The sequence below is a fragment of the Denitratimonas tolerans genome, assembly GCF_037203605.1.
In the GTDB taxonomy this organism is placed as follows: Bacteria; Pseudomonadota; Gammaproteobacteria; order Xanthomonadales; family Xanthomonadaceae; genus Denitratimonas; species Denitratimonas tolerans.
Genome location: NZ_JBBDHC010000006.1, coordinates 120,332 through 142,427, shown reverse-complemented (window position 1 = coordinate 142,427; position 22,096 = coordinate 120,332). Strand labels below are relative to the sequence as shown.

General features: G+C 69.2%; 18 protein-coding genes. 15 read left to right on the top strand and 3 right to left on the bottom strand.

The genetic code is table 11. From position 1 onward, the window contains the following. Positions 1-116 precede the first annotated feature (116 nt). From WB794_RS05975 to plsB, 5 genes are all read left to right on the top strand, one after another. Positions 117-800, top strand: coding sequence for an SEL1-like repeat protein (locus WB794_RS05975; protein WP_337334933.1), 684 nt, complete (start codon positions 117-119; stop codon positions 798-800). Between the two features lie 70 nt (positions 801-870). Next, positions 871-2,847 (top strand): UvrD-helicase domain-containing protein, encoded by a 1,977-nt coding sequence (locus WB794_RS05970; protein WP_337334932.1) that lies wholly within the window; start codon positions 871-873, stop codon positions 2,845-2,847. Between the two features lie 81 nt (positions 2,848-2,928). Beyond that, positions 2,929-3,813: a 5'-nucleotidase, lipoprotein e(P4) family gene (locus WB794_RS05965; RefSeq protein WP_337334931.1), complete on the top strand. Its 885-nt coding sequence runs from the start codon at positions 2,929-2,931 to the stop codon at positions 3,811-3,813. A gap of 241 nt (positions 3,814-4,054) precedes the next feature. Continuing rightward, a complete protein-coding gene (locus tag WB794_RS05960; protein WP_337334930.1) occupies positions 4,055-5,005 on the top strand; it encodes a hypothetical protein in 951 nt (316 codons plus the stop codon). Positions 5,006-5,093: 88 nt separating this feature from the next. Continuing rightward, complete coding sequence (gene plsB / locus WB794_RS05955; protein ID WP_337334929.1) at positions 5,094-7,610, top strand: glycerol-3-phosphate 1-O-acyltransferase PlsB; 2,517 nt, start codon at positions 5,094-5,096, stop codon at positions 7,608-7,610. Between the two features lie 64 nt (positions 7,611-7,674). Here the strand turns inward: plsB and WB794_RS05950 are convergent, their stop codons facing one another. Beyond that, entirely contained in the window at positions 7,675-8,694 is a 1,020-nt protein-coding gene (locus WB794_RS05950; RefSeq protein ID WP_337334928.1) for a porin family protein, read from the bottom strand. Between the two features lie 368 nt (positions 8,695-9,062). Here WB794_RS05950 and WB794_RS05945 point away from each other — a divergent pair, with 368 nt between their 5' ends. Beyond that, positions 9,063-12,041 (top strand): EAL domain-containing protein, encoded by a 2,979-nt coding sequence (locus WB794_RS05945; protein WP_337334927.1) that lies wholly within the window; start codon positions 9,063-9,065, stop codon positions 12,039-12,041. A 15-nt stretch (positions 12,042-12,056) separates the two neighbouring features. Here WB794_RS05945 and hslO read toward each other — a convergent pair whose 3' ends face one another. Continuing rightward, positions 12,057-12,953 (bottom strand): Hsp33 family molecular chaperone HslO, encoded by an 897-nt coding sequence (hslO, locus tag WB794_RS05940; protein ID WP_337334926.1) that lies wholly within the window; start codon positions 12,951-12,953, stop codon positions 12,057-12,059. A gap of 30 nt (positions 12,954-12,983) precedes the next feature. Between hslO and mtgA the strand changes: the two genes are divergently transcribed. The 4 genes from mtgA to WB794_RS05920 are packed head-to-tail and all read left to right on the top strand — an operon-like array spanning position 12,984 to position 15,801. Beyond that, positions 12,984-13,748 (top strand): monofunctional biosynthetic peptidoglycan transglycosylase, encoded by a 765-nt coding sequence (gene mtgA / locus WB794_RS05935; RefSeq protein ID WP_415926649.1) that lies wholly within the window; start codon positions 12,984-12,986, stop codon positions 13,746-13,748. A gap of 27 nt (positions 13,749-13,775) precedes the next feature. Then, positions 13,776-14,813: a glycosyltransferase family 2 protein gene (locus WB794_RS05930; protein ID WP_337334924.1), complete on the top strand. Its 1,038-nt coding sequence runs from the start codon at positions 13,776-13,778 to the stop codon at positions 14,811-14,813. Beyond that, positions 14,810-15,334, top strand: coding sequence for an RNA polymerase sigma factor (locus WB794_RS05925; protein WP_337334923.1), 525 nt, complete (start codon positions 14,810-14,812; stop codon positions 15,332-15,334). Before WB794_RS05930 ends, WB794_RS05925 begins: the two co-directional genes overlap by 4 nt. Positions 15,335-15,336: 2 nt before the next feature. Beyond that, positions 15,337-15,801: a hypothetical protein gene (locus WB794_RS05920; RefSeq protein ID WP_337334922.1), complete on the top strand. Its 465-nt coding sequence runs from the start codon at positions 15,337-15,339 to the stop codon at positions 15,799-15,801. 80 nt (positions 15,802-15,881) lie between these two features. On the opposite strand, the gene trhA is transcribed toward WB794_RS05920, so the two are convergent. Further along, complete coding sequence (gene trhA, locus WB794_RS05915; RefSeq protein WP_337334921.1) at positions 15,882-16,517, bottom strand: PAQR family membrane homeostasis protein TrhA; 636 nt, start codon at positions 16,515-16,517, stop codon at positions 15,882-15,884. Between the two features lie 197 nt (positions 16,518-16,714). Between trhA and WB794_RS05910 the strand changes: the two genes are divergently transcribed. From WB794_RS05910 to WB794_RS05890, 5 genes are all read left to right on the top strand, one after another. Beyond that, positions 16,715-17,635, top strand: a complete 921-nt coding sequence (locus WB794_RS05910; RefSeq protein ID WP_337334920.1) for an ADP-ribosylglycohydrolase family protein — start codon at positions 16,715-16,717, stop codon at positions 17,633-17,635. A gap of 63 nt (positions 17,636-17,698) precedes the next feature. Next, positions 17,699-19,087, top strand: a complete 1,389-nt coding sequence (locus WB794_RS05905; protein WP_337334919.1) for a glutamate--cysteine ligase — start codon at positions 17,699-17,701, stop codon at positions 19,085-19,087. 8 nt (positions 19,088-19,095) lie between these two features. Further along, entirely contained in the window at positions 19,096-20,031 is a 936-nt protein-coding gene (locus tag WB794_RS05900; protein WP_337334918.1) for a YecA/YgfB family protein, read from the top strand. Positions 20,032-20,104: 73 nt separating this feature from the next. Beyond that, positions 20,105-21,256, top strand: coding sequence for a sensor histidine kinase (locus WB794_RS05895; protein WP_337334917.1), 1,152 nt, complete (start codon positions 20,105-20,107; stop codon positions 21,254-21,256). Beyond that, on the top strand, positions 21,253-21,894 hold the full coding sequence (locus WB794_RS05890; RefSeq protein ID WP_337334916.1) for a response regulator: 642 nt from the start codon (positions 21,253-21,255) through the stop codon (positions 21,892-21,894). The genes WB794_RS05895 and WB794_RS05890 overlap by 4 nt, the downstream gene beginning before the upstream one ends. Positions 21,895-22,096 lie beyond the last annotated feature (202 nt).

Sequence of the window (22,096 nt, the reverse complement as noted above, 5' to 3'; positions counted from 1 at the left end):
CCGCCGACGGCACCCGAGGGCGGGATGATTTCGATTCCAGTGCGGCGTGGCTGTGTCATGATGGACATCCCGGTCCGCCCGGGCCGGTGGTGACGGTGCGTACCCGGAGGTGCCCCATGCCACGTCGACTTTTGCTGCTGCTTGTCCTGATTGCCGGAGGCCTTGCGTTCCAGCCGGCGCTGGCCGAAACCACGGTCAGCCAGCGCGCCATTGTTTCGTCCCATGCCTTCCTCAAGCACCATCCCGATCTGCGCTACCGCTTCCAGGGGTTGCGCGAGTACGAGCGCGGCGATTACCGGCGCGCCATGGGCCGGTTCCTGATCGCAGCGCAGTGGGCCGACAAGCCTTCGCAGGCGATGATCGCGCAGATGCACTTCCTCGGGCGCGGCGTGCCGCGCGACCCGGTGCGCGGCTATATCTGGATGGACCTGGCCGCCGAGCGCGGGGAGGCGCGGATGGTGGCGGAGCGCGAGCGCTACTGGGAACAGCTCGACGAATCGCAGCGTGCGCGCGTGCTGGAACTCGGCCCGGAGGTCTATGCGCGCTACGGTGACGAGGTGACCGGCCCGCGGCTCGCGCGCGTGCTGGAGCACGGTCGGCGCGCGATGACGGGCGGCCGCCTGGGGACGTCCAGCCAGCTCGACGTCGTGCTTCCCACCACCGCCGGCAGCATCACCGTGCGCGGCGAGGAGTTCTACCAGGATATCTACTGGGACCTGCCCAGCTACTGGGCTTGGCAGATTCGCGACTGGGACGCGGTGCCCAACTGGCGCATCGAGACCGGCGCACCATCGCGCTGAGCGCGATCCGGCAGCGGGCGGGTGGGGCTGGCACAATGCCGGCCCCCGATCGCGCCGCCTCGCCGTTGCCATGAGCCTCAATCCCGCCCAGCGCGCCGCCGTTGAACATTGCGACACGCCGCTTCTGGTGCTGGCGGGTGCCGGCTCGGGCAAGACCCGCGTCATCACGCAGAAGATCCACCACCTGATCGTGCGGCGCGGCATGGTGCCGGGCAAGATCGCGGCGATCACCTTCACCAACAAGGCGGCGCGCGAGATGCGCGAGCGCGCCGGGGCGCTGCTGCGCGGGGTGGACAGCGAGGGCCTGACGATCTGCACCTTCCATTCGCTGGGGCTGAAGTTCCTGCAGATCGAGCACGAAGCCGCCGGACTGCGGCGCGGCTTTTCGATCTTCGATGCCGACGACGGCGGCGCGCTGATCAAGGACCTGATGCCGCGCGCTGCCAACGCGCAGGCGATTGCCGCCGTGCGGGCGCTGGTATCGCGCGCCAAGGCCGACGGTTTTTCGCCCGAGCGCGCCGCGGAGCTGGCGCAAAGCCCGCGCGAGCGCGAGGCGGCCGACCTGTACGGCCAGTACCAGAAGCGCCTGGCGGCGTTCAATGCGGTGGATTTCGACGACCTGATCCGCCTGCCGGTGGCGCTGCTGGAGGCGCACGCGCCGCTGCGCGACGCCTGGCGCGAGCGCCTGCGCTATCTGCTGGTGGACGAATACCAGGACACCAACGCCGGACAGTACGCGCTGCTGAAGCATCTGGCCGGCCCGCGCGGCGCGTTCACCTGCGTGGGCGATGACGACCAGTCGATCTACGCCTGGCGCGGTGCCGATACCGCGAACATCGAGCGACTCGGGCAGGATTACCCGGCGCTGGGGATCATCAAGCTCGAACAGAACTATCGCTGCGCGCGCCGCATCCTGCGCGCCGCCAATGCGTTGATCGCCAACAACCCGCACCTGCACCCCAAGAAGCTGTGGAGCGATGCGGCCGACGGCGAGCCGATCCGCGTGTTCGAGTGCCGCGACGGCGAGCACGAGGCCGAGCGCATTGCCACCGAGATCGCCTTCCTCTCGCACAAGCACGCGGCGCAGTGGGGCGATTTCGCCATCCTGTTTCGCGGCAACCACCAGTCGCGCGCGCTGGAAAAGGCGCTGCAGCTGCAGCGCATTCCCTATCACCTCTCCGGCGGCACCGCGTTCCTGGAGCGCGCCGAGGTCAAGGATGCGCTGGCCTGGCTGCGCCTCATCGCCAATCCCGACGACGACACCGCCTTCCTGCGCGCGGTGGCGGCACCGCGCCGCGAGATCGGTGCCACCACGCTGGCCCGGCTGGGCGAGCTTGCCAACGGCCTGCACCTGGGCCTGGCGCGCGCGGCATCGCGCGATGACGTGCTGGGGCAGCTCGCGCCGCGCGCGGCCCGCGCGCTCGACGCCTTCATGCAGCTGGTGGCCAGCCTGCGGCGCGCTTCCACGGTGCTCGCGCCGGGCGCGCTGTGCCGTCGGCTGGTGGAGGAGAGCGGCCAGCTTGCCGCGATCCGCGCCGAGTGCAAGGACGACGCGCTGTTCGAGCGCCGCCGCGGCAACGTCGAGGAGCTGGCGCAATGGTTCGATGCCGCCGGCAAGGGCGGTGCCGGCGAGCTGGTGGCCCAGCTTGCGCTCCTCACCGCTTCCGACCGCGACGCGCCGGGCAACGCGGTGCGCCTGATGACCCTGCACGCCTCCAAGGGGCTGGAGTTCGATTTCGTGTTCATCGCCGGCGTCGAGGACGGCCTGCTGCCGCACGAGTCATCGATCGAGGAGGGCCGGCTCGACGAGGAGCGTCGGCTCATGTACGTCGGCATCACCCGCGCCAAACGTCTGCTGCACCTGAGCTATCCGCGCCACGCGCGGCGCTTCGGCGAGCTGCACAGGGTGGTGCCGAGCCGCTTCATCGACGAGCTTCCCGCCGCCGAGCTGCACGTCGTCGGGCGCGACGACGTGCAGGACGCCGAGCGCACCGCCGAGCACGCGGGCGCGGCGATCGCGCGGCTGCAGGCGCTTTTCGCCAAGTGAACCGTTTTGGCGGGCGGCGTGCGGCGATCCGTCACACAGGCCCGCTACACTGGCCCCACCTCAATCCACGAGAGCCGACCGATGAAACTCCTGCGCGCGGGCCTGGCGGCCCTGACCCTCGTTGCCCTGGGCGCCTGCACCACCGCGCCGAGCCGGGCACCGGCACCTGCCGCTGCCGCTGTCGCTGCCGTCGAAGCCGCACCGCCGGCGCACGACAACCTCAACGCCACCCTGTGGATGCAGTCTTCGGCCGAATACGCGGCCACCGCGCGCGGCATCTACGCCGCCGCAAAGCGTTCGCTCGATCAGGCGCTGGAGGATCCGAACTGGAACGCCCTGCCGCGCGGCGAATCCATGTCCGGCTTCGAGAGCAAGCCGCCGGCGATCATCGCCGACGCCGACGAGACGCTGATCGACAACAGCGCCTTCCAGGCGCGTGCGGTGATCGAGGACCGCGGCTACACGCGTGAGAGCTGGGTCGAGTGGGTCCAGGCCCGGGACGCGCGCGCGATTCCCGGCGCGGTCGAATTCGCGCAGTACGCCGACAGCCGCGGCGTGACGATCTTCTACGTCACCAACCGCGACGCGCCGGACGAATACGAGGCCACCGTCGCCAATCTGCGCAAGCTCGGTTTCCCGGTCGCGGCCGATGCCAGCAACGTGCTGCTGCGCGGGGATGCGCGCGCGCCGGCGCGCGAGAAGGGCGAGCGCCGCCGTTACGTGGACCGCAGCTACCGCGTGGTGCAGATGTTCGGTGACAACCTCGGCGACTTCCTGGACGGCATCAATTCCGATGTCGCCACGCGCCAGCAGCTGATGGCGCCTTATGCCGACTGGTGGGGTGTGCGCTGGTTCATGCTGCCCAACCCGACCTACGGCTCCTGGCCCAACGCGGTGCTGCGCGGCTGCGAGAAGGACACCAATCCGCGCGCCTGCCTCCGTTCCGCGCTCCGGCACGACTATTGATTTGATTATAAAACAATGAGTTGGTGGACTACTTGCAAGTTCCACATTAACTTGCTAACTTGGGTTCCAAGGAGTCATGCCGCAGAAGACGGCGATTGCCACCGCGCCCACAACCATAATGATCCGATCCGGCAGGATGCTGGAACTGCAGGGAAGCCAATTGGCTTCCCTTGTTTTTTTCCGGCGCGGCTTTCGGCATCATTGAGCGTTCGCTCTTTACCCAACAACCCCGGAGTCTGCGATGAAACGTCTTGCCCTGCTGGCTGGTGCCGGCCTGATTTCCCTTGGTCTTGCGGCCTGCGGCGGCAAGGACGCCGGCGAGCCGATGTCCGAAGCCAAGGTGGCGCAACAGACCGCCGATCCTGCGGGTGCGGTCGAGGCGGTGGCTGCCAGGCTCAAGGAAAACGACCTGCTTGCCGCCGTGCAGCTCATGGTGCCGGCCGCCAAGCTGGACGAACTGCGCGGCGACTGGAAGCAGGCCATGGCCAAGGAAACCCCGAGCGAGGAGGAGCGCGCCGAGTTCGCCGCGAACATGGCGAAGCTGACCGCGCCCGGTGCCGAGCAGGCCCTCTATGCCGAGCTTGAGCCTGCCCTGGTGAAGTTCGAGACCGAGATGGCCGCGCAGATGCCGATGATGATCGGCATGGGCCAGGGCTTTGCGATGCAGGGCATCCAGGCCAGCGAGGATATGACCCCGGCCCAGAAGCAGCAGGGCATCGACATGATCAATGCGCTCGGCGGCTGGCTGCAGACGGCCAAGCTCACCGATCGCGACCTGGCGAAGAAGGGCATCGGCATCGTCGTCGCCACCGCGCGCCAGATCGACCTCAAGACCCTCGACGAGCTGCGCGCGCTCGATTTCGACCAGGCTATGGGCAAGGCGGGCGTGGCCTTCGGCGGCATCAAGGACCTCTTTGCGCTGTACGGCCTGGACATGAACCAGAGCTTCGCCAGCCTCAAGGCCAAGGAGATTTCGCGCGAAGGTGCGGCCGCCAAGGTCGGCTTCAGCTACAGCTTCCTCGGCAAGGAGCTTTCGGGCGAGACCGAGATGATCGAGCAGGACGGCCGCTGGTACGGCAAGGACACGGTCGAGCAGCTGGTCAAGGGCATGGCCGGCGTCGAGGACGAGGTGGCCGACGACGAGATCGTGCTGGAGGATGAAGAGGACGCCGTGCAGGAAGACGCCAACTGATCCGGTTTCCGGAGCGGCCGACGCTTTCTCTTCGCCGAATGCGCGGCACACCGGTCCCGGTGCCGCCGTACGATGCGATGCTGCTGTCATGAACGCCCAACCTTCCACCGCAGAGCGCGCCGCGCCGTCCATGCTGTTCCGCCTGCTGGGTCGGATCATCGCGCCGTGGCTGCAGATCCGGCGCGAGCCGGTCGCCGCCGATGCGGCGCTGGTGCTGCCCGACCTTCCGGTCTGCTATGCGATCGAGCGTTACGGGCTGTCCAACGTCCTGATCCTGGAGCAGGCCTGCCGCGAGGCCGGCCTGCCCTCGCCGCTGGTGGAGATGCCGACCGATCTGACGGGGCAGGGACGGGCGGTGGTGGCGACGTCGCGCCGCAACGGTTTCTGGTTCGGCCGCCCGCGCAATCGCACTCACTCCGAAGGGCTGGCCAACCTGGTCGCCGCGCTCGGCCGCGATCCGGCGCTGGACGTGCAGATCGTTCCGGTGTCGATCTTCGTCGGGCGCGCGCCGGACCGTGAGTCGGGCTGGTTCCGCGTGCTGTTCGCGGAAAACTGGGTCATCGTCGGGGGCTTCCGACGGCTGCTGGCGGTGCTGCTCAACGGGCGCAACACCATCGTGCGCTTCTCCGCGCCGGTGTCGCTGCGCTCGGTGCTGGCCGAAGGGGCGACGCCGGAAACGTCGGTACGCAAGGTCTCGCGCGTGCTGCGCACGCACTTCCGGCGCATCCGTACCGCGGTGATCGGGCCGGACCTGTCGCACCGGCGTACCCTGGTGGACGGCCTGCTGGCCTCCGACCCGGTGCGCCAGGCCATCGCCGACCAGGCCCGGCGCGACAGCATCAGCCACGCCGCCGCGTGGCGGCGCGCGCACGGCTATGCGCGCGAGATCGCGGCGGATTACTCCAACACGGTGATCCGCTCGGCCTCGTTCGTGCTCACGCCATTCTGGAACAAGATCTACCGCGGCGTGAAGATGCACCACTTCGAGGGGCTCAAGCAGATCGCGCCCGGGCACGAGGTGATCTACGTGCCCTGCCACCGCAGCCACATCGATTACCTGCTGCTGTCCTACCTTCTGTACGTGAACGGCGTGGTGCCGCCCCACATCGCGGCCGGTGTGAACCTCAACCTGCCGGTGGTCGGGCCGATCCTGCGCCGCGGCGGCGCCTTCTTCCTGCGCCGCAGCTTCAAGGCCAATCCGCTTTACTCGGCGGTGTTCGGGGAATACGTCGCCACGCTCATCGCGCGCGGCGACTCGATCGAGTACTTCATCGAGGGCGGCCGCTCGCGCACCGGGCGATTGCTGCAGCCCAAGGCCGGGATGCTGGTGATGACCCTGCGCGCCTTCGTGCGCCAGTCGCGCCGCCCGGTGCTGTTCCAGCCGGTGTACATCGGCTACGAGCAGATCATCGAGGGCAAGAGCTATCTCGATGAACTCTCCGGGCGGCCCAAGCAGAAGGAGACCGTGTGGGCGCTGCTGCGCGCCGCCAGCGGTGCCCTGCGCCGCACCTACGGACAGGTGGCGGTGAACTACGCCGAGCCGGTGCTGCTCGACGAGGTGCTCGCCGAGCACGCGCCGGACTGGCGCGAGCGTGCCGCCGAGGGCGGCCGGCAGGAATGGATGAACCCGGTGGTCGATGCGCTGGCCCAGCGCATCCAGATCAACATCAACCGCGCCGCCGACGTGAACCCGATCAATCTGCTGTCGGTCGCCTTGTTGTCGACCCCCAAGTACGCGATGAGCGAGAGCGATCTGCTGGCCATGCTCGACCTGGCCAAGACGCTGCTCGCGTCCGCGCCGTATTCGGATCGGGTCACGATCACCGCGCTGGATGGCGCGCAGATCATCGCCTACGGGGAAGCGTCCGGGCTGCTCGTGCGCACCCGCCACCCGCTCGGCGACGTGCTCTCGTTCGAAGGCGAACAGGCGGTGCTGCAAAGCTATTTCCGCAACAACGTGCAACACCTGTTCGTCTGCGCGGCGTGGGTGGCGAGCTGCTTCCAGAACGCACGCAGGATGTCGCGCGCCGGCGTGGTCCGGCTCGGGCAACTGGTCTATCCGTTCCTGCGCCGCGAGCTGTTCCTGCCGTGGGACGAAGACGGGTTCGCAGCACAGCTCGAGGCCACCATCGACGCCATGGTCGGGCTGGATCTGCTTTCCTTCGATGCCGAATCCGGCCAGCTCCAGCGCGGCCCGGGCCAGACCGATGCGGTATTCCGTCTGCGCGTGATCGCCAATTCGGTGATGCAGGCGTTCGAGCGCTACTACATCGGCATGGCCGTGCTGGCCAAGAACGGCTCGGGCACGATCACCGCGGCCGAGCTCGAGAACCTGTGCCACCTGACCGCCCAGCGCCTGTCGCTGCTCTATGCCCCGAGCGCGCCGGAGTTCTTCGACCGCGCGCTGTTCCGCGGCTTCATCGCGACCCTGCGTGAACTGGGCCTGGTGCGGGCCGACGAGGCCGGCAAGCTGGCGTTCGGCGAGGCGCTGGAGACCTGGGCGAACGACTCCAGGCTGATCCTCTCGCGCGAGCTGCGTCACTCGATCCTCAAGATCACGCCCGACATGGCGCGCGAGGCCGCTCCGGCGGAAGGCGTCGGCTGAAGGGCGCGGGCTGCGGGCGGTTGGGTGCGTTCGGGTCTGGGCAGGCCGCGCGCGGCGCGGCGGATCAGAGATCCTGTTTGTAGCGCACGTACGGCGTGCGACCGCCGGGGGCCTCAAGCGCGGGCAGGTCCGACAGCGGCCACTTGCTGGTGTCCGGGGACTGGTTGAGCAGGTTCTGCGCGCCGAAGCTCAGTTCGCCCTGCCACGGCGTGCGCCAGGAGAAGCCGAGGTCCAGCGCCTGGAAATTGCCCTGGCCGCGCGGCAGTTCGATCAGGCGCCCGGTCAAGCGCCCGCTGAGGCCGCGGTAGCCCACGCCGAAGGTGACGGTGGTCGTGTCCCAACGCTGCGGCCCGCCCAGCAGCAGGTTCATTTCCTGCGAACCCAGGCTGGCACCGGCCGAGAACCAGCGCTGCGCGCCCAGATCGAAGCGGCCGCTCCAGTACGCCTGGCGCAGGCTGATGTCGCCGAGGGTCACGGGAGCCAGCGGCGGCAAGGCGGGCAGGGGCGTCGCGGACTCGCCCGGGCCGGGCAGCGCATCCTCCTGCGCGGTGCGCAGCGACGCATCCAGCCAAGCCAGACCGAAGCTCATGTCCATCGCGCCGCTGGCGGAACGCCAGCCGGTATCCAGAACCAGCGCGGGGCGCGAGGTGGACACGCGCAGCAGGTCGTCCTGATCGCTGATCTGGGCCAGAAGGCACTGCTGGCTCAGGGGCCCGAGCGTCACGGCCACCTGCACGCCCTGATTGCAGAGCAGTGCGAGGCCGGCGTTCGGATCGGGCTGCAGGCTGGCACGCAGCTGCCGGCCGCTCGTCGTGTTGCCCCGAACCCTCGGGCTGGGCAGGCTCCCGATGCGCGGAAACAGACGATCCAGCGGCGCGATGCCGCTGCCATCGGGTTCAAGCAGCAGCAGGGCTTCGATCTGTCCGCTTTGTGCGTTGAGCACCGGCAGAACCTTCGCATCGCTCTCGCCATAGGCCAGGTTGCCGGCCGGATCCGCTGCGCCGGGCATCGCCGCGCACGCAAGCACCGCCGCCAGAAGAAGGCGTGCGGGTGTGGCGCGGTGGCGGCGGCTATCGGGTTGCATGGCCTGCGGTTGGATTCCTGCGGGGATACCGAAGTTCCCCCCCGGAACGGGGTTGGTGGCGGTGCACGGATTGTAGCGTTTTGATACGAATTTAACAATTGAGCGGGCCGCTCGGACCCGCCGTGCCGCGCGGTTTCCGCCCCTGCGGGTGCTGCCTGGCGGCGCACGGGCGCACGGGCGGTCGCGCCGGCGCATGCGGCATCGCGCACAGCTTGAGCGCCCGGGCATGGACACCGCCGATGCCAGACGTGACACTAGCAGCGCCGGCGCAGGCCGTCGGCGGGATCGACAGGTCCGTGCGGGCATCCGGGAAGCCCGGCACGGCGCAGGAACGCGGCCGCGCAGGTGGCCAAGATGCGGGTCCGGGGATGAAGCAACGCGGTAACGCCATTGCGACAGGCGAGGCGTCGGCAGACCGATGCCCGGATGTCGCGCGCTCCGAGCTGGTGCTGACGGGCAATCGGGTCCAGTCGCTGCTGGAGTCGCTGCTGGCCTGGTCGCGCCTGCGCATGGACGTGCGCGGGCACGCCCTCTATGTGCGCGACGCCGCCGGCGCGCTGGAGTGGTGTGGCGCGGCAGGCGGCGTGGATCGGGAAGTCGGTGACTTTCTGGCTGCGGCATGCTGGCGCGGCGAGGCGGAATTGCCTCCGCCCGACTGGCTCGCGCTGCCGCTGGCGGATCGTGAAGAGCGGCTGGGCGTGCTGGTCACGCGGTTCCGCAACCCGGTCGATGCCGGCCAGCACGACGCCATGGATGCCGCCGCGCGCATCCTCTCGCACCGGCTGCCCGGCGCGCTGGAGCTGGAGCGCCTGAGCCAGGCGATGGAGAAGCTGGCCGAGGCCGAGCGGCTCCAGTATGCGCTTTACCGCATCGCCGATCTGGCCAGCGGTGAGCGCGAGATGGACGAGGTACTGACCGAGCTGCACGCGATCATTGCCGGGCTGATGTACGCGGAGAACTTCTACATCGCGCTGTACGACGCGCAGCGCCAGATGATTTCGCTGCCGTATTTCCGCGACAGCGTCGATCCCGATCCGCCCGACATCGGTGAGTTTCCCGTGAGCCTGTGGGAGGGCTCGCTGACGCTGCACGTATTGCGCACCGGCAAGGCGATGATGGGCCCGTCCGATGCGCTGCTGGCCGAGCATGACCTCGAGCAGGGTGGCTTCGGGCCGCAGAGCGAGGCCTGGCTGGGCGTGCCGATGCTGCGCGGCACCGAGGTGATCGGCGCGCTGGTGGTGCAAAGCTACGACCGCCGCCGCCGCTATGGCGAGAAGGACCACGCGCTGCTCAACTTCGTGGCGCAGCACGTCGCCACCGCGCTCGACCGGGTGCGCTCGCACGAGGAGCTCGAACGCCGCGTACGCGAACGCACCGAAGACCTGAAGGCCGCCAACCAGGCGTTGCGGCGGCAGGTGCAGGAGCGCGAGCGCTCCGAAAAGCTGCAGGCCGCCCTGTTCCGCATCGCGGAGCTGGGATCCACCAGCGGCAGCCTGGACGCATTCTACGAATCCCTGCACGGGGTGATCGGCGAGCTGATTCACGCGCGCAATTTCTACATCGCCCTGCTGTCGGAAGACGGCACCAGGCTGGACTTCTCCTATTCGGTCGACGAACGCGACCCGGTGCGCCAGTCGCGCCAGCTCGGCTGCGGGCTGACCGAGTACGTGCTGCGCACCGGACAGCCCCTGCTGGCCGACGTGGCCCGGATCATGGAGCTGGAGGAGCAGGGCGAGGCGCGCTCGCACGGCACCGTGGCGACGATCTGGCTCGGCGTGCCGCTGATCTACGATGCGCGCACCGTGGGGGTCATGGTCACGCAGAGCTACGACCAGAAGCACAGCTACGGCAAGCGCGAGCAGGACATCCTCACCTTCGTGTCCTACCACATCGCCAATGCGCTGCAGCGCAAGCGGCAAGCCGATTCGCTGCGCGAGGCCAACGTGGTGCTGGAGGAGCGCGTGCGCGAGCGCACCGAGGCGCTGGCCGCCACCAATCAGACCCTGCGCGAACAGATCGCCGAGCGCGAGCGTGCCGAACGCCGCCTGCGCCACGCCGCCCTGCACGATTCGCTCACCGGCCTGCCCAACCGCGCGCTCCTGCTCGAACGCATGTCAGGCGCGCTGGAGCGCTACCGGAAGGATCCGCTGAACCATGCCTTCGCCGTCCTGTTCCTGGACCTCGACCGCTTCAAGGTCGTGAACGATTCGGTCGGCCACCTGGTCGGCGACGAGCTGCTCAAGGCGGCCGGCGCGAGGATCCGCACCCAGCTTCCCGACGAGGCCCTGATCGCCCGCCTCGGCGGCGACGAGTTCGCGATCCTGCTGGAAACGCGCGACGCCGCCACGCGGGCCCAGGACGTGGCGCGGCACATCATCCGCACGCTGGAAGAGCCGCTGCACATCGGCGGCAAGGACATCTACAGCTCCACCAGCATCGGCATCACCTTCGCCCAGGCCCATTACCGCACCGCGGAGGAACTGCTGCGCGACGCCGACGTGGCGCTGTATCGCGCCAAGGCGAACGGGCGGCGGCGGTTCGAGGTGTTCGACGAAACCCTGCGCGGCCAGGTGCTGCTGCAGATGGAGCTGGAGGGCAACCTGCGGCGCGCGGTGACGCGACGCGAGTTCGAGCCGGTGTTCCAGCCCATCCTCCAACTCGATGACGGACGCATCGCCGGTTTCGAGGCGCTGCTGCGCTGGCGCCATCCCCAGCACGGGCTGCTCGCACCCGGTGCCTTCCTGGCGCAGGCCGAGGAGTCGGGTCTGTCGGAAGAGATCGACTGGCAGGTGTTCGACAGTGCGTTCGCGCAGGCGGACGCGCTGCTCGGCCGCGAGGCCTATCTGGGGATCAACGTCGGAGCGCGCCACTTCCGTGCGCCGCAGTTCGTCGAGGTGCTGCTGTATCGCCTCGATGCGGTGGGCTTCAATCCTGCGCAGCTGCGGATCGAGATCACCGAGCGTGTGCTGCTGGAAGACCCGGTACACAGTCGGCAGCTCATGGATCGCCTGCGCAGCCACGGCATCTCGGTGGCACTGGACGACTTCGGCACCGGTTATTCCTCGCTGAGCTACCTGCACCAGTTTCCGCTGCAGGCGCTCAAGATCGACCGCTCCTTCATCAGCCCGCTGGACAGCAGCGAGCCGGGCAATTCGCCGACCGTGCTGCGCGCGATCCACGCCCTCGGCACCGAGCTGGGGCTGGAGGTCATCGCCGAGGGCATCGAGACCGACGAGCAGCTTCGCCTCCTCAAGAACCTCGGTCGCGGAACCTGCGGGCAGGGCTTCCTGCTCGCGCGCCCGGCCTCGCTGCACGATCTCCTGGGCGCTGGCCTGCGCGGACGCTGAACCGCGCGGCGATGGCTATTGCGGGGTTGTGGAGCCGGGGGCCGCGGGTTCGCCGAACAGGCTGGCGATGTCGATGCGATCAAAGGTGTAGCGCTGGCCGCAGAACTCGCAGGTGATGGTGGCCACGTCGCCCTGCAACGCCGCATGGGCCTCGGCTTCGCCCAGCCCGCGCAGCATCCCGCCCACGCGCTCGCGCGAGCAGGTGCAGCCGAACGCCAGTGGCTGCGCGGCCAGCAGCCGCACCCCGTCCTCGTGGAACAGGCGGTAGAGGAGGGCCTCGGCCGGCAGGTCGAGCAGCTCATCCGCGGTCACGGTGTCCAGCAGGGCCTGCAGGCGCGGCCAGGCGTCCTCGTCCTCGCCGTGTCCCGGCAGGAGCTGGAGCAGCAGGCCCGCGACCTGGTCCCCGCGCTGCAGCAGGACCAGGCGCGTGGGCAACTGCTCGGACTGGGCGAAGTAGCGCTCGCAGGCACTGGCGAGGCTGTCGGCATCGAGCCCGACCAGGCCCTGGTAGCGCATCGGGTCATGCTGCCCGGGGACGCGCGTCTCGACCGTGAGCGCGAGCAGCGCGCCGTCGCCGAACTGGCGCGGGGTCAGGGGCGAGGGCACCGGTGAATTCCAGCGCGCCAGACCGCGCAGGACGCCCGGCTCGCGGTACTCTGCGAACACGGTGCGCAGCGCCGCCTCGCCCTTGAGCTGGAGCGAGAGGCTGCCCTCGAGCTTGAGATGGCCGCCGAAAAGCGCCGTGGCGGCGAGCGATTCAGCCAGCACCCGCTCGACTTCGGCAGGATAGTCACCCGTGGCGCGAACCGCCTTCCAGCTCTCGCGCAGGCGCACCAGCACGCCGCGCGCGTTGGCACCATCAATCAGGAACCGATGCAGGACATCGTCGTGGGAGGCGGGTGGATGCGTCATCGCGGAGCCTTCGGGAACAATGGATCGACTATGGTGACGCGCGGCAGCGCCTTCAAGGCACGATCAGGTGCGACGCCGCGCCGGCGGCGACGCTGGTTTTGGCGAATGGCCTTCGGATTCGTCCTGCTGCTGATCGCCAGCCTGATGCCCGTGCTGGTGCTGCGCTTCGTCGATCCACCCACCAGCGCGGTCATGCTGGCGCGCCGCTGGGACATGCGCGGCGACGCCGGCTTCACGCTGCAATACGACTGGCGCGATCTGGACAGGATGGCACCTGAGCTTGCCATCGCACTGGTGGCCGCCGAGGACCAGACCTTTCCGCGCCACCGCGGCTTCGACTTCGACGCGATCTCGGCCGTGATCGCGGCGCGCGGTGACGGCGGCCGCCTGCGCGGGGCCAGCACGATCAGCCAGCAGGTGGCCAAGAACCTCTTTCTCTGGAACGGCCGAAGCTGGCTGCGCAAGGGGATCGAGGCGTACTACACCCTCGCCATCGAGCTGCTGTGGTCCAAGCGCCGCATCCTGGAGGTGTATGCGAACATCGCGGAGTTCGGTGACGGAATCCACGGCGCACAGGCGGCCGCGCGCCGCTTCTTCGGACGCGATGCCGATCGGCTCGACGCGCGCCAGGCGGCGCTCCTGGCGGCGGTGCTGCCCAGCCCGCGCCGCCTTCATGCCGATGCGCCGACGCCCTACGTCCTGCGCCGGCGCGACTGGATCGAGCACCAGGTGCGCCAGCTCGGCGGCCCGGACTGGCTGGCCGAATGCTGTGGCATCAGCGGCCCGGCGCGGTAGCATGCGCGGCCTTGCGGGAGTTTCATGATGGATCGATCCCAACCCACGCGCCCGACGCTCGCCGTCGTGGTGCCAGCCTACAACGAGGCGGCGGTGCTCCCCCGGTTCCATGCGCGTCTGGCGGCCGTGCTCGACGGACTGGACGCAAGCGGCAGCATCATCTATGTCGATGACGGCAGCCGCGACGCGACCTGGCGGATCATCGAGGAGCTGGCCGCGACCGATGCGCGCGTGGCGGCGCTGAAGCTGGCGCGCAACTTCGGCAAGGAGGCCGCGCTGACCGCGGGCCTGGATCAGGTCGATGCCGACCTTGCGCTGGTCATCGACGCGGACCTGCAGGATCCGCCCGAGCTCATCCCCGAATTCATCGCCCGCTGGCGGGAAGGCCATGACGTGGTCTACGGCCAGCGCCTGGCGCGCGACGGCGAAACCTGGCTCAAGCGCGCCACCGCGTCCGCCTTTTACCGGGTGATGCAGCGTCTTTCGGCCACGCCGATCCCGCCCGACACCGGCGACTTCCGCCTGATGTCTCGGCGCGTGGTCGAGGCGCTGCGCGGCCTGCGCGAGCGCCAGCGCTTCATGAAGGGCATCTTCGCCTGGGTCGGGTTCCGCCAGTGCGCGCTGCCCTACCGGCGCGATCCGCGCGAAGCGGGCAGCAGCAAGTTCAACTACTGGAAGCTGTGGAACTTCGCGCTGGAGGGCATCACCTCCTTTTCCACCGTGCCGCTGCGCGTGGCGACCTATGTCGGCCTCATCACCGCGCTGGTGGCGTTCGGCTACGGTCTGTGGATCGTGGCCAAGACGGTGCTCTGGGGCAATCCGGTGGCCGGTTATCCCTCGCTGATGACGGTGATCCTGTTCCTGGGCGGGATGCAGCTCATGGCGCTGGGCATCATGGGCGAATACCTCGGGCGGCTTTACGTCGAGGCCAAGGCGCGCCCGCTGTACCTGCTCGAGGCCTTCCGCCCGGCACGCTCCGGAACCCGTGCCGTGGCCGCCACGCCGTGGCAGGACGCCGTGGCCGGAATGGGCCCGCCGCGGCCTGCGGCAGGACACGACGCGTGAGCCTGGACGCCAAGCTGAACGAACTGCTGCAGCGGTTCGCATCCCGCATGCGGGCGCAGATCGCATCCAACGCCTTGAATATTCACGGAATCGACCCGGACGAGGTGGAGCAGGAGGTGCGTATCCGGTTGTGGAAGGCGATCGAGCGTGACCCAAACGCCGAGTTTCCTGCGTCTTACATCCAGCGGGTGGTGGTCACGACCATTGTGGACGCGGTGCGGCGCGCGCAGGTGCGCGCCGCCGATCCGCTTCCCGACGGCGAAAGCGGCGTGGAGCTCGCGGCCAGCGGTCCCGGCCCGGAACGCGCTGCGGCGGAAACGCTCAAGGTCGAGGCTGTCGCGCGCTGCATCGAGGCGTTGCCGGTGCGCCGGCGCCGTCCGCTGCAGCTTTACCTGCAAGGCTTCGGCCTGCAGGAAGTGGCCGACGTGAGCGGTTTGACGCTCGATGCCGCCCGCAAGCTGATCTATCGCGGGCTGGATGAAGTGAAGGCGCGCATGCGCGAAGAAGGATTGGAGGATTGAGGATGGACGAGGCGCGGATCAAGGAACTGTATCGCCGCCACACGCAGGCGGCGCTGCCCGAGGCCGGGGACATCGTCGAGATGCTTTCGCGCCACGGCGCGTCGGCCGACGAAGCCGCGGCGCTCGATCGCGTGGCCGCGAGCGCGGCCGGTGCCGATATCGCGCGCACCGTGGCGGCGCTTGGCCCGGATATCGAATCGCTCGCCAGCCAGGTGCGCCTTGCGCGCCAGCCGCAGATTGGCCGCCTGCGCACCATCGTGCGCCGCAGCTTCGCGCTGGCGGCAGGCGTGGGTGCCCTCGCCGTGCTGTTCACGCTGATGCCGCGTCCGGGCCAGGCACCCGGTGTGCCCGCGGTGCCGGCGCACGAGCCGGACAGCGTGATCATGTCGGTGTCGTTCGAGCCGAGCGAACAGCCCCGCGCCGCCAGTCGCGATGCGGCCATCTTCAAGGGCAACTTCGATTCCTGAGCCGCGCCGGATGCCGTGAGCGTTTCCCCGAACGCCCCGGCCACGCCGGGGCGTTCTTCATCGGGACGCGCGCCGGTTTCTCAAATGACCTGGCTGGCCACCGCGACGAAGTGGCAGGCGCTGCCGCCCAGCACGAACCCGTGCCAGATCGAGTGCGCGTAGCGAATCCGTCGACTCATGTAGAACAGCGTTCCCGCGGTGTAGGCGACGCCGCCGGCAAAGAGCCAGCCCAGCGCCCAGGCGTCGAGCGCGCGGGTCATCGGCACGATCGCCACCAGCACCAGCCACCCCATCGCGATGTAGAGCAGGGTCGACACGAGCTTGAAGCGGCCGGTGAAGAAGAGCTTGAACACGACGCCGGCGACCGCCAGTGTCCAGATCACCGCGAACAGGCTCCAGCCCCACGCGCCGCGCAGCCCGATCAGGGTGAAGGGCGTATAGGTTCCCGCGATCAGCACGTAGATCGCGCAGTGGTCGAACACCTTGAGGCGGGCCTTGGCCAGCGGGTGCGGGACGGCGTGGTACAGCGTGGAGGCGACGTAAAGCAGCAGCAGCGTGGTGCAGAACACGATCGCACTGGCCAGCTGCCAGCCGTCGCCGTGCTGGGCCGAAAGCGTGATCAGCACGGCACCGGCCGCCAAGGCAACGGCGGCACCGATGCCGTGGGTCAGGGCGTTGGCGACTTCTTCGCGGAACGAGGCGGCGTGGGTACTCATGGCTGGCGAAGATAAGGCCCCGGCCCAGGCGGAACAAGTCGAACCCGACCGCGCGGGGGCGCGGGTTCAGGCACCGAGGGCGCTTGCGGCATCCCGCGGCGGCGCGCCGGGCCGTCACCCGCCCCGGCCGGCGGCGCTATCCTGCACGGTGCCGCGGTGACGTGCGCGAGCGGCAACCATCGGTGAGGTGCGGTGCAATGGAACCCTCCAGAAGCAAGCGGATCGAGGGCGGTCTGGTCGGCCTCCTGATCGGCGATGCGCTGGGCGTACCCTACGAGTTCTTCCCGCCGCAGCGGCTGCCGCCGATCGAGGCGATCGAGATGCGGCCGCCCGCAGGCTTCCCGCGAGCGCACGCGGGCGTGCCGCCCGGTACCTGGAGTGATGACGGGGCCCAGGCGCTGGTGCTGCTCGACAGCCTGCTGGCCTGCGACGGCCTGGATCTGCGCCATTTCGCCGACGGCCTGGCGCGCTGGCTGCACGACGGGTTTTATGCGGTGGACGGCGTGGTGTTCGACGTCGGCATCCAGACCGGTGCGGCGATCGGGCACCTGCGCGACGGCGTGCCGCCGGAGCGGTCCGGGCCCGCGCGGGAGCGCGAAAACGGCAACGGTGCGCTGATGCGGGTGCTGCCGCTGGTGCTCTGGCACCGCGGTGACGATGCGGAACTGGTGCAGTTGGCCATGCGCCAGGGCTTGCCGACCCATGGCCACCTGCGTTCGCAGCTGTGCTGCGCGATGTATTGCCTGTGGGCGCGCAGGGTGCTCGATCGCGCCGAGCAGCCCTGGCAGCGGGCCGAAGCGGCGCTGCGCAGGCTGTTGGCCGAGGCGGTCGATCCGGCCGAACTCGATCTCATCCTGCAGCCGCACCCGCCCGGCGGCAGCGGCTACGTGCTCGATACCCTGTGGACGGCGCGCGCCGCCGTCGAGACGACCGCGAGCTATGCCGACTGCGTGCGCCGCGCCGTCGCCTTTGGCCATGACACCGACACCAGCGCGTGCGTGGCCGGCGGCATCGCCGGCCTGGAATACGGCGTGGACGCGATCCCGGCGCGCTGGTGCCAGGCATTGCGCGGCATGGAACTGGTCGCGCCGCTGCTGGCCAGACTCGAATCGGGCTGATTCCCCGTCTTGCGGGTGCGCCCGCGCGCCGCCATGCTTCGCTTCCGATCCACGAGGTACCCCATGTCCGGACCCAGCCACGTCAGGGAAACGCCGATCCACGACCACCGCCTTCTGGTGGCCGCGCTGGAAAGCGGCTGCAAGCCGCCCTCCGCCTGGCGCATCGGCACCGAGCACGAGAAGTTCGGCTTTTACCTGCCCGATCGCGGCGGCGACCCGGCGCTCGCGCTGCGCCCGCCGCCCTACGCGGGCGAGCGCGGCATCGCCGCGCTGCTCGAAGGCATCGGCGCGCTGGGCTGGAACCGCATCGAGGAACACGGCCAGCTGATCGGGCTGTCGCGCGACGGTGCCTCGGTCACGCTGGAGCCGGCCGGCCAGCTCGAACTTTCCGGCGCGCCGCTGGAAACCATCCACCAGACCTGCTGCGAAACCATGCGCCACCTGGATGACGTGCGCGCCGTCGCCGATCCGCTCGGCATCGGCTTCCTCGGCATGGGTTTCCAGCCCAAGTGGACGCGCGAAGACATGCCCTGGATGCCCAAGGGCCGCTACCAGATCATGCGCCGCTACATGCCGAAAGTCGGCGACCTCGGCCTGGACATGATGACCCGTACCTGCACGGTGCAGGTGAACCTGGATTTCTCCAGCGAGGCGGACATGGTGAAGAAGTTCCGCACCTCGCTCGCGCTGCAGCCCATCGCCACGGCGCTCTTTGCCGACTCGCCCTTCACCGAGGGCCGCCCCAACGGCTTTGTTTCCTATCGCTCACACATCTGGACCGATACCGATCCCGACCGCACCGGCCTGCTCGACTTCGTGTTCGAGGACGGCTTCGGCTTCGAGCGTTACGTCGACTACCTGCTCGACGTGCCCATGTATTTCCTGCACCGCGGTGACGAATACATCGACGCGGCGGGGCAGAGCTTCCGCGACTTCCTTGCCGGCCGCCTGCCGGCGCTGCCGGGCGAGCTGCCCACGCTGCGCGACTGGTCCGACCACATGACCACCGCCTTCCCCGAGGTCCGCCTCAAGACGTTCCTGGAAATGCGCGGTGCCGACGGCGGGCCGTGGAACCGGCTGTGCGCGCTGCCGGCGTTCTGGGTCGGTCTGCTGTACGACGCCGATGCGCTGGACGCGGCCTGGAATCTGGTGCGCGACTTCAGCCGCGACGAGCGCCACGCGCTGCGCGATGGCGTTCCGCGCCACGGCCTGCGGCTGCCGTTCCGGCAGGCCACCGTTCGCGAACTGGCGCTCCAGGCGCTGGAGATTGCGCGCGCCGGCCTCGCGCGGCGCGCGCGCCTGAACGCACGCGGCGAGGATGAAGGCCATTTCCTCGATCCGCTGTTCGAGATCGCGCACTCCAACAAGACGCCCGCCGAGCGCAAGCTGGACTTGTTTCACGGAGCCTGGGGCGGTAGCGTCGATCCGGTCTTCACCCAGTTCGCCTATTGAGCCCTGCCATGCCTGCGATCACGCCCCCGGCACCGCGCGCCCGATTCGACGCCGACGCCATCGAGCGTCTGGCCATCCTGCTGCTCGAAGAGGGGCTGCCGCAGGGCGGGATGCCGCTGGAAGCCGTGGATGGCCTGTTCAGCGCCGCGCTGGTCTCGCCGGGCGCACCGATCGAGCTGGCCGAGGTGATGCCGCTGGTGCTGGGCTCGCGCGATGCGGTGGCGTCCGACGAACTGCGCGATCTGCTGTCGCGCCTGTGGGAGGCCACGCGCGCGCGCATCGTGCGCGGGCCGACCGGCGATCTGGCACAAAGCCTGCCGCTGATCCTTTTCCCCGATGCCGAAGACGATGAGGCCGAGGCGCCGGTGCCGCCCGAGGCGTCGGATGAGGGCGAGCCTGAAGAGGATTTCGATGAGGGCGAGCCCTTTCCCGTCGGCGCGGTCTGGGCCCTGGGCTTCAGCGTGGCCTACGGCCTGCGCGCGACGGAATGGGAGGCGCGCCTGGAGAAAGACGAGTACCTGTTCCAGGCGGTGATGGACATATTCGACCTGATTCCCCCACCGTGGGAGCACGCGCTCCCGGGCGAGGAAGACGACGAGGCGCTGGACGAGGACGAGGACGACGATGATTTCGACCAGTTCGCCGACGAGGGCGACTTCGACGAGGTGGTACCGGCAGCGGACCCGGACGACGGGGAACTCGAACCCTGTGCGGACTGGGACGATGCTCCGGACGATGAGCTTCCCTTGACCTATGCCGAGCGCGTCGACGTCATCGGTTCCCTGCCCGAGATCCTGCACGAATGCCATCTGAGCCGGATCGCGGAAGCGACCCCGCGCACCCCCACGCGGGTTGCCGAGGTGCCCGGGCGCAACGACCCGTGCCCCTGCGGATCGGGCCTCAAGTTCAAGAAGTGCCACGGCGATCCGTCGCGGCTGAACTGAACCGCCGGCGCGCGTCGCCGTCCCATGACCTGCGGCAGGGTGCAGCGGCGGTGCCTGAGCCTATGATGGCACCATGCTCTCGCGCCTGAGCCACACCCAGCTGCTGCGCTATGCCGGCCTGTTCACCTGGGCCTGCGTGGGCATCCCGCTCGTCCTCAACAGCTGGTACTTCCACGAAGGGCTCTCTCGCACCGACCTGATCGCCTGGCGCGTGGCCTATTTCACCTTCGGCCTGGGCTACTGGATCCTGACGACCCGGCTAGGCCGCTCGCGCCGCCGCCTGCTGGACATCACGCTGCTGGCGCTCATCACGGTCTGTGCGATTGCGGTCAGCCATTTTTCCAACAGCGGCCTGGGCGGCGGGCTGCTGCTGGTCATCGCCGGCATCCTGCCCTGGGTCCTCGGGCTGCGCGTCGGTCTGGCCTGGCTGGTGCTCCAGCACGTTGCGCTGGTGCCGGTGTTTGCCGGGCGGCCGGAGTTCAGCGTCATCGAAGCGGTGCTGCAGGCCTTGTTCTACGTCGGCTATTCCACCGTCGCCTTCGTCACCGGCCTGGTCGCGCGCCAGCAGGCGCAGGCGCGCGAGGAACAGCGCCGGCTGAACTCCGAGCTGCACGCCACCCGCGCGCTGCTGGCCGAATCCAGCCGCCTCAACGAGCGCGTGCGCATCTCGCGCGAGCTGCACGACCTGCTCGGCCACCACCTGACCGCCCTGAGCCTCAATCTGGAAGTGGCCACCCACCTGAGCGAGGGCCGCGCGCGCGAACACGTGCAGCAGGCCCACCTGCTCGCGCGGCTCTTGTTGACCGACGTGCGCGAAGCCGTCAGCCAGCTGCGGGAAGGCGGTGCCATCGACCTGCACGAGGCGCTCGCTGCCCTGGCCCAGGGCGTACCGTCGCTCGCCATCCACCTGGATCTGCCCGAACGCCTGTCCGTCACTGACCCGCTGCGCGCCCAGGTGATCCTGCGCTGCGTGCAGGAAATCATCACCAATGCCGTGCGCCACGCCGGTGCCGACAACCTGTGGATCACGCTGTCGCAGGCGCATGGCGGCATCGCCCTGAGCGCGCGCGACGACGGGCGCGGTGCCAGCGACGCGGTGGTCGGCAACGGCCTGCGCGGCATGCGCGAGCGGCTGGTGGAATACGGCGGCCGCCTTTCGATCGCCACCGCCAGCGCGCGCGGTTTCGCCCTTGATGCCTTCTTGCCCCTGGAGGGAAACCCATGATCCGAGTCTGCCTGGTCGACGACCAGACCCTGGTTCGCCAGGGCGTGCGTTCCCTGCTGGAGCTGTCGGACGACATCCGCGTGGTGGCCGAGGCCGGCGATGGCCGCCAGGCATTGGACACCATTCCCGAGGTCAATCCCGACGTCGTGCTGATGGACATGCGCATGCCGGTGATGAGCGGCCTGGAGGCGCTGCAGGCGCTCGCGGCGCGCGGCCAGCTGCCGCCTACCATCATTCTCACCACCTTCGACGACGACGAGCTGGTGCTCGCGGGCCTCAAGGCCGGCGCGCGTGGCTTCCTGCTCAAGGACGTCTCGCTCGAACAGCTGGTTGACGCCATCCACACCGTGGCCGAAGGCGGGTCGCTGGTGCAGCCGGCGGTGACCGAGCGCCTGCTCTCGGGCATGCAGACCCTGCGCAACGACTTCGCCTCGCTCGATCACCCCGATCCGCTTACCGAGCGCGAAACGGAAATCCTGCGGCTGATGTCGGGCGGTTATTCCAATCGGGAAGTGGCGGAATCGCTCGGCGTGGCCGAGGGCACGGTCAAGAACCACGTCTCCAATATCCTCTCCAAGCTCGGCGTGCGCGACCGCACCCGCGCGGTGCTCAAGGCCTTCGAGCTCAAGCTGATCTGAGGCTGCGAGCGCATCCGAACCGGCGGCTCGCATGCCCCCGGGTGCTCCGGCGCAGGTGTCGCGCGGGGGCGTTCCGTGATCGGGGTCACGTTTAAGATTCATGCTACGGTCAGAATTCGGCAATGAATTCCGAGCGGCTGCGGCGCGCGATCATCCGAGGCGCGCGCATCTTCTTTTTTTCAACACGCAACAGGGGCAATCA

Bases quoted from the DNA above. Each gene is read 5' to 3' on its own strand.
- hslO (WP_337334926.1), bottom strand. From the start codon at position 12,953: ATGACGCATCCACCCGCCTCCCACGACGATGTCCTGCATCGGTTCCTG.
- WB794_RS05960 (WP_337334930.1), top strand. From the start codon at position 4,055: ATGAAACGTCTTGCCCTGCTGGCTGGTGCCGGCCTGATTTCCCTTGGT.
- WB794_RS05975 (WP_337334933.1), top strand. From the start codon at position 117: ATGCCACGTCGACTTTTGCTGCTGCTTGTCCTGATTGCCGGAGGCCTT.
- WB794_RS05965 (WP_337334931.1), top strand. From the start codon at position 2,929: ATGAAACTCCTGCGCGCGGGCCTGGCGGCCCTGACCCTCGTTGCCCTG.
- WB794_RS05930 (WP_337334924.1), top strand. From the start codon at position 13,776: ATGGATCGATCCCAACCCACGCGCCCGACGCTCGCCGTCGTGGTGCCA.
- WB794_RS05950 (WP_337334928.1), bottom strand. From the start codon at position 8,694: ATGCAACCCGATAGCCGCCGCCACCGCGCCACACCCGCACGCCTTCTT.
- trhA (WP_337334921.1), bottom strand. From the start codon at position 16,517: ATGAGTACCCACGCCGCCTCGTTCCGCGAAGAAGTCGCCAACGCCCTG.
- WB794_RS05890 (WP_337334916.1), top strand. From the start codon at position 21,253: ATGATCCGAGTCTGCCTGGTCGACGACCAGACCCTGGTTCGCCAGGGC.
- WB794_RS05970 (WP_337334932.1), top strand. From the start codon at position 871: ATGAGCCTCAATCCCGCCCAGCGCGCCGCCGTTGAACATTGCGACACG.
- WB794_RS05895 (WP_337334917.1), top strand. From the start codon at position 20,105: ATGCTCTCGCGCCTGAGCCACACCCAGCTGCTGCGCTATGCCGGCCTG.
- mtgA (WP_415926649.1), top strand. From the start codon at position 12,984: ATGGTGACGCGCGGCAGCGCCTTCAAGGCACGATCAGGTGCGACGCCG.
- WB794_RS05920 (WP_337334922.1), top strand. From the start codon at position 15,337: ATGGACGAGGCGCGGATCAAGGAACTGTATCGCCGCCACACGCAGGCG.
- WB794_RS05900 (WP_337334918.1), top strand. From the start codon at position 19,096: ATGCCTGCGATCACGCCCCCGGCACCGCGCGCCCGATTCGACGCCGAC.
- plsB (WP_337334929.1), top strand. From the start codon at position 5,094: ATGAACGCCCAACCTTCCACCGCAGAGCGCGCCGCGCCGTCCATGCTG.
- WB794_RS05910 (WP_337334920.1), top strand. From the start codon at position 16,715: ATGGAACCCTCCAGAAGCAAGCGGATCGAGGGCGGTCTGGTCGGCCTC.
- WB794_RS05905 (WP_337334919.1), top strand. From the start codon at position 17,699: ATGTCCGGACCCAGCCACGTCAGGGAAACGCCGATCCACGACCACCGC.
- WB794_RS05945 (WP_337334927.1), top strand. From the start codon at position 9,063: ATGAAGCAACGCGGTAACGCCATTGCGACAGGCGAGGCGTCGGCAGAC.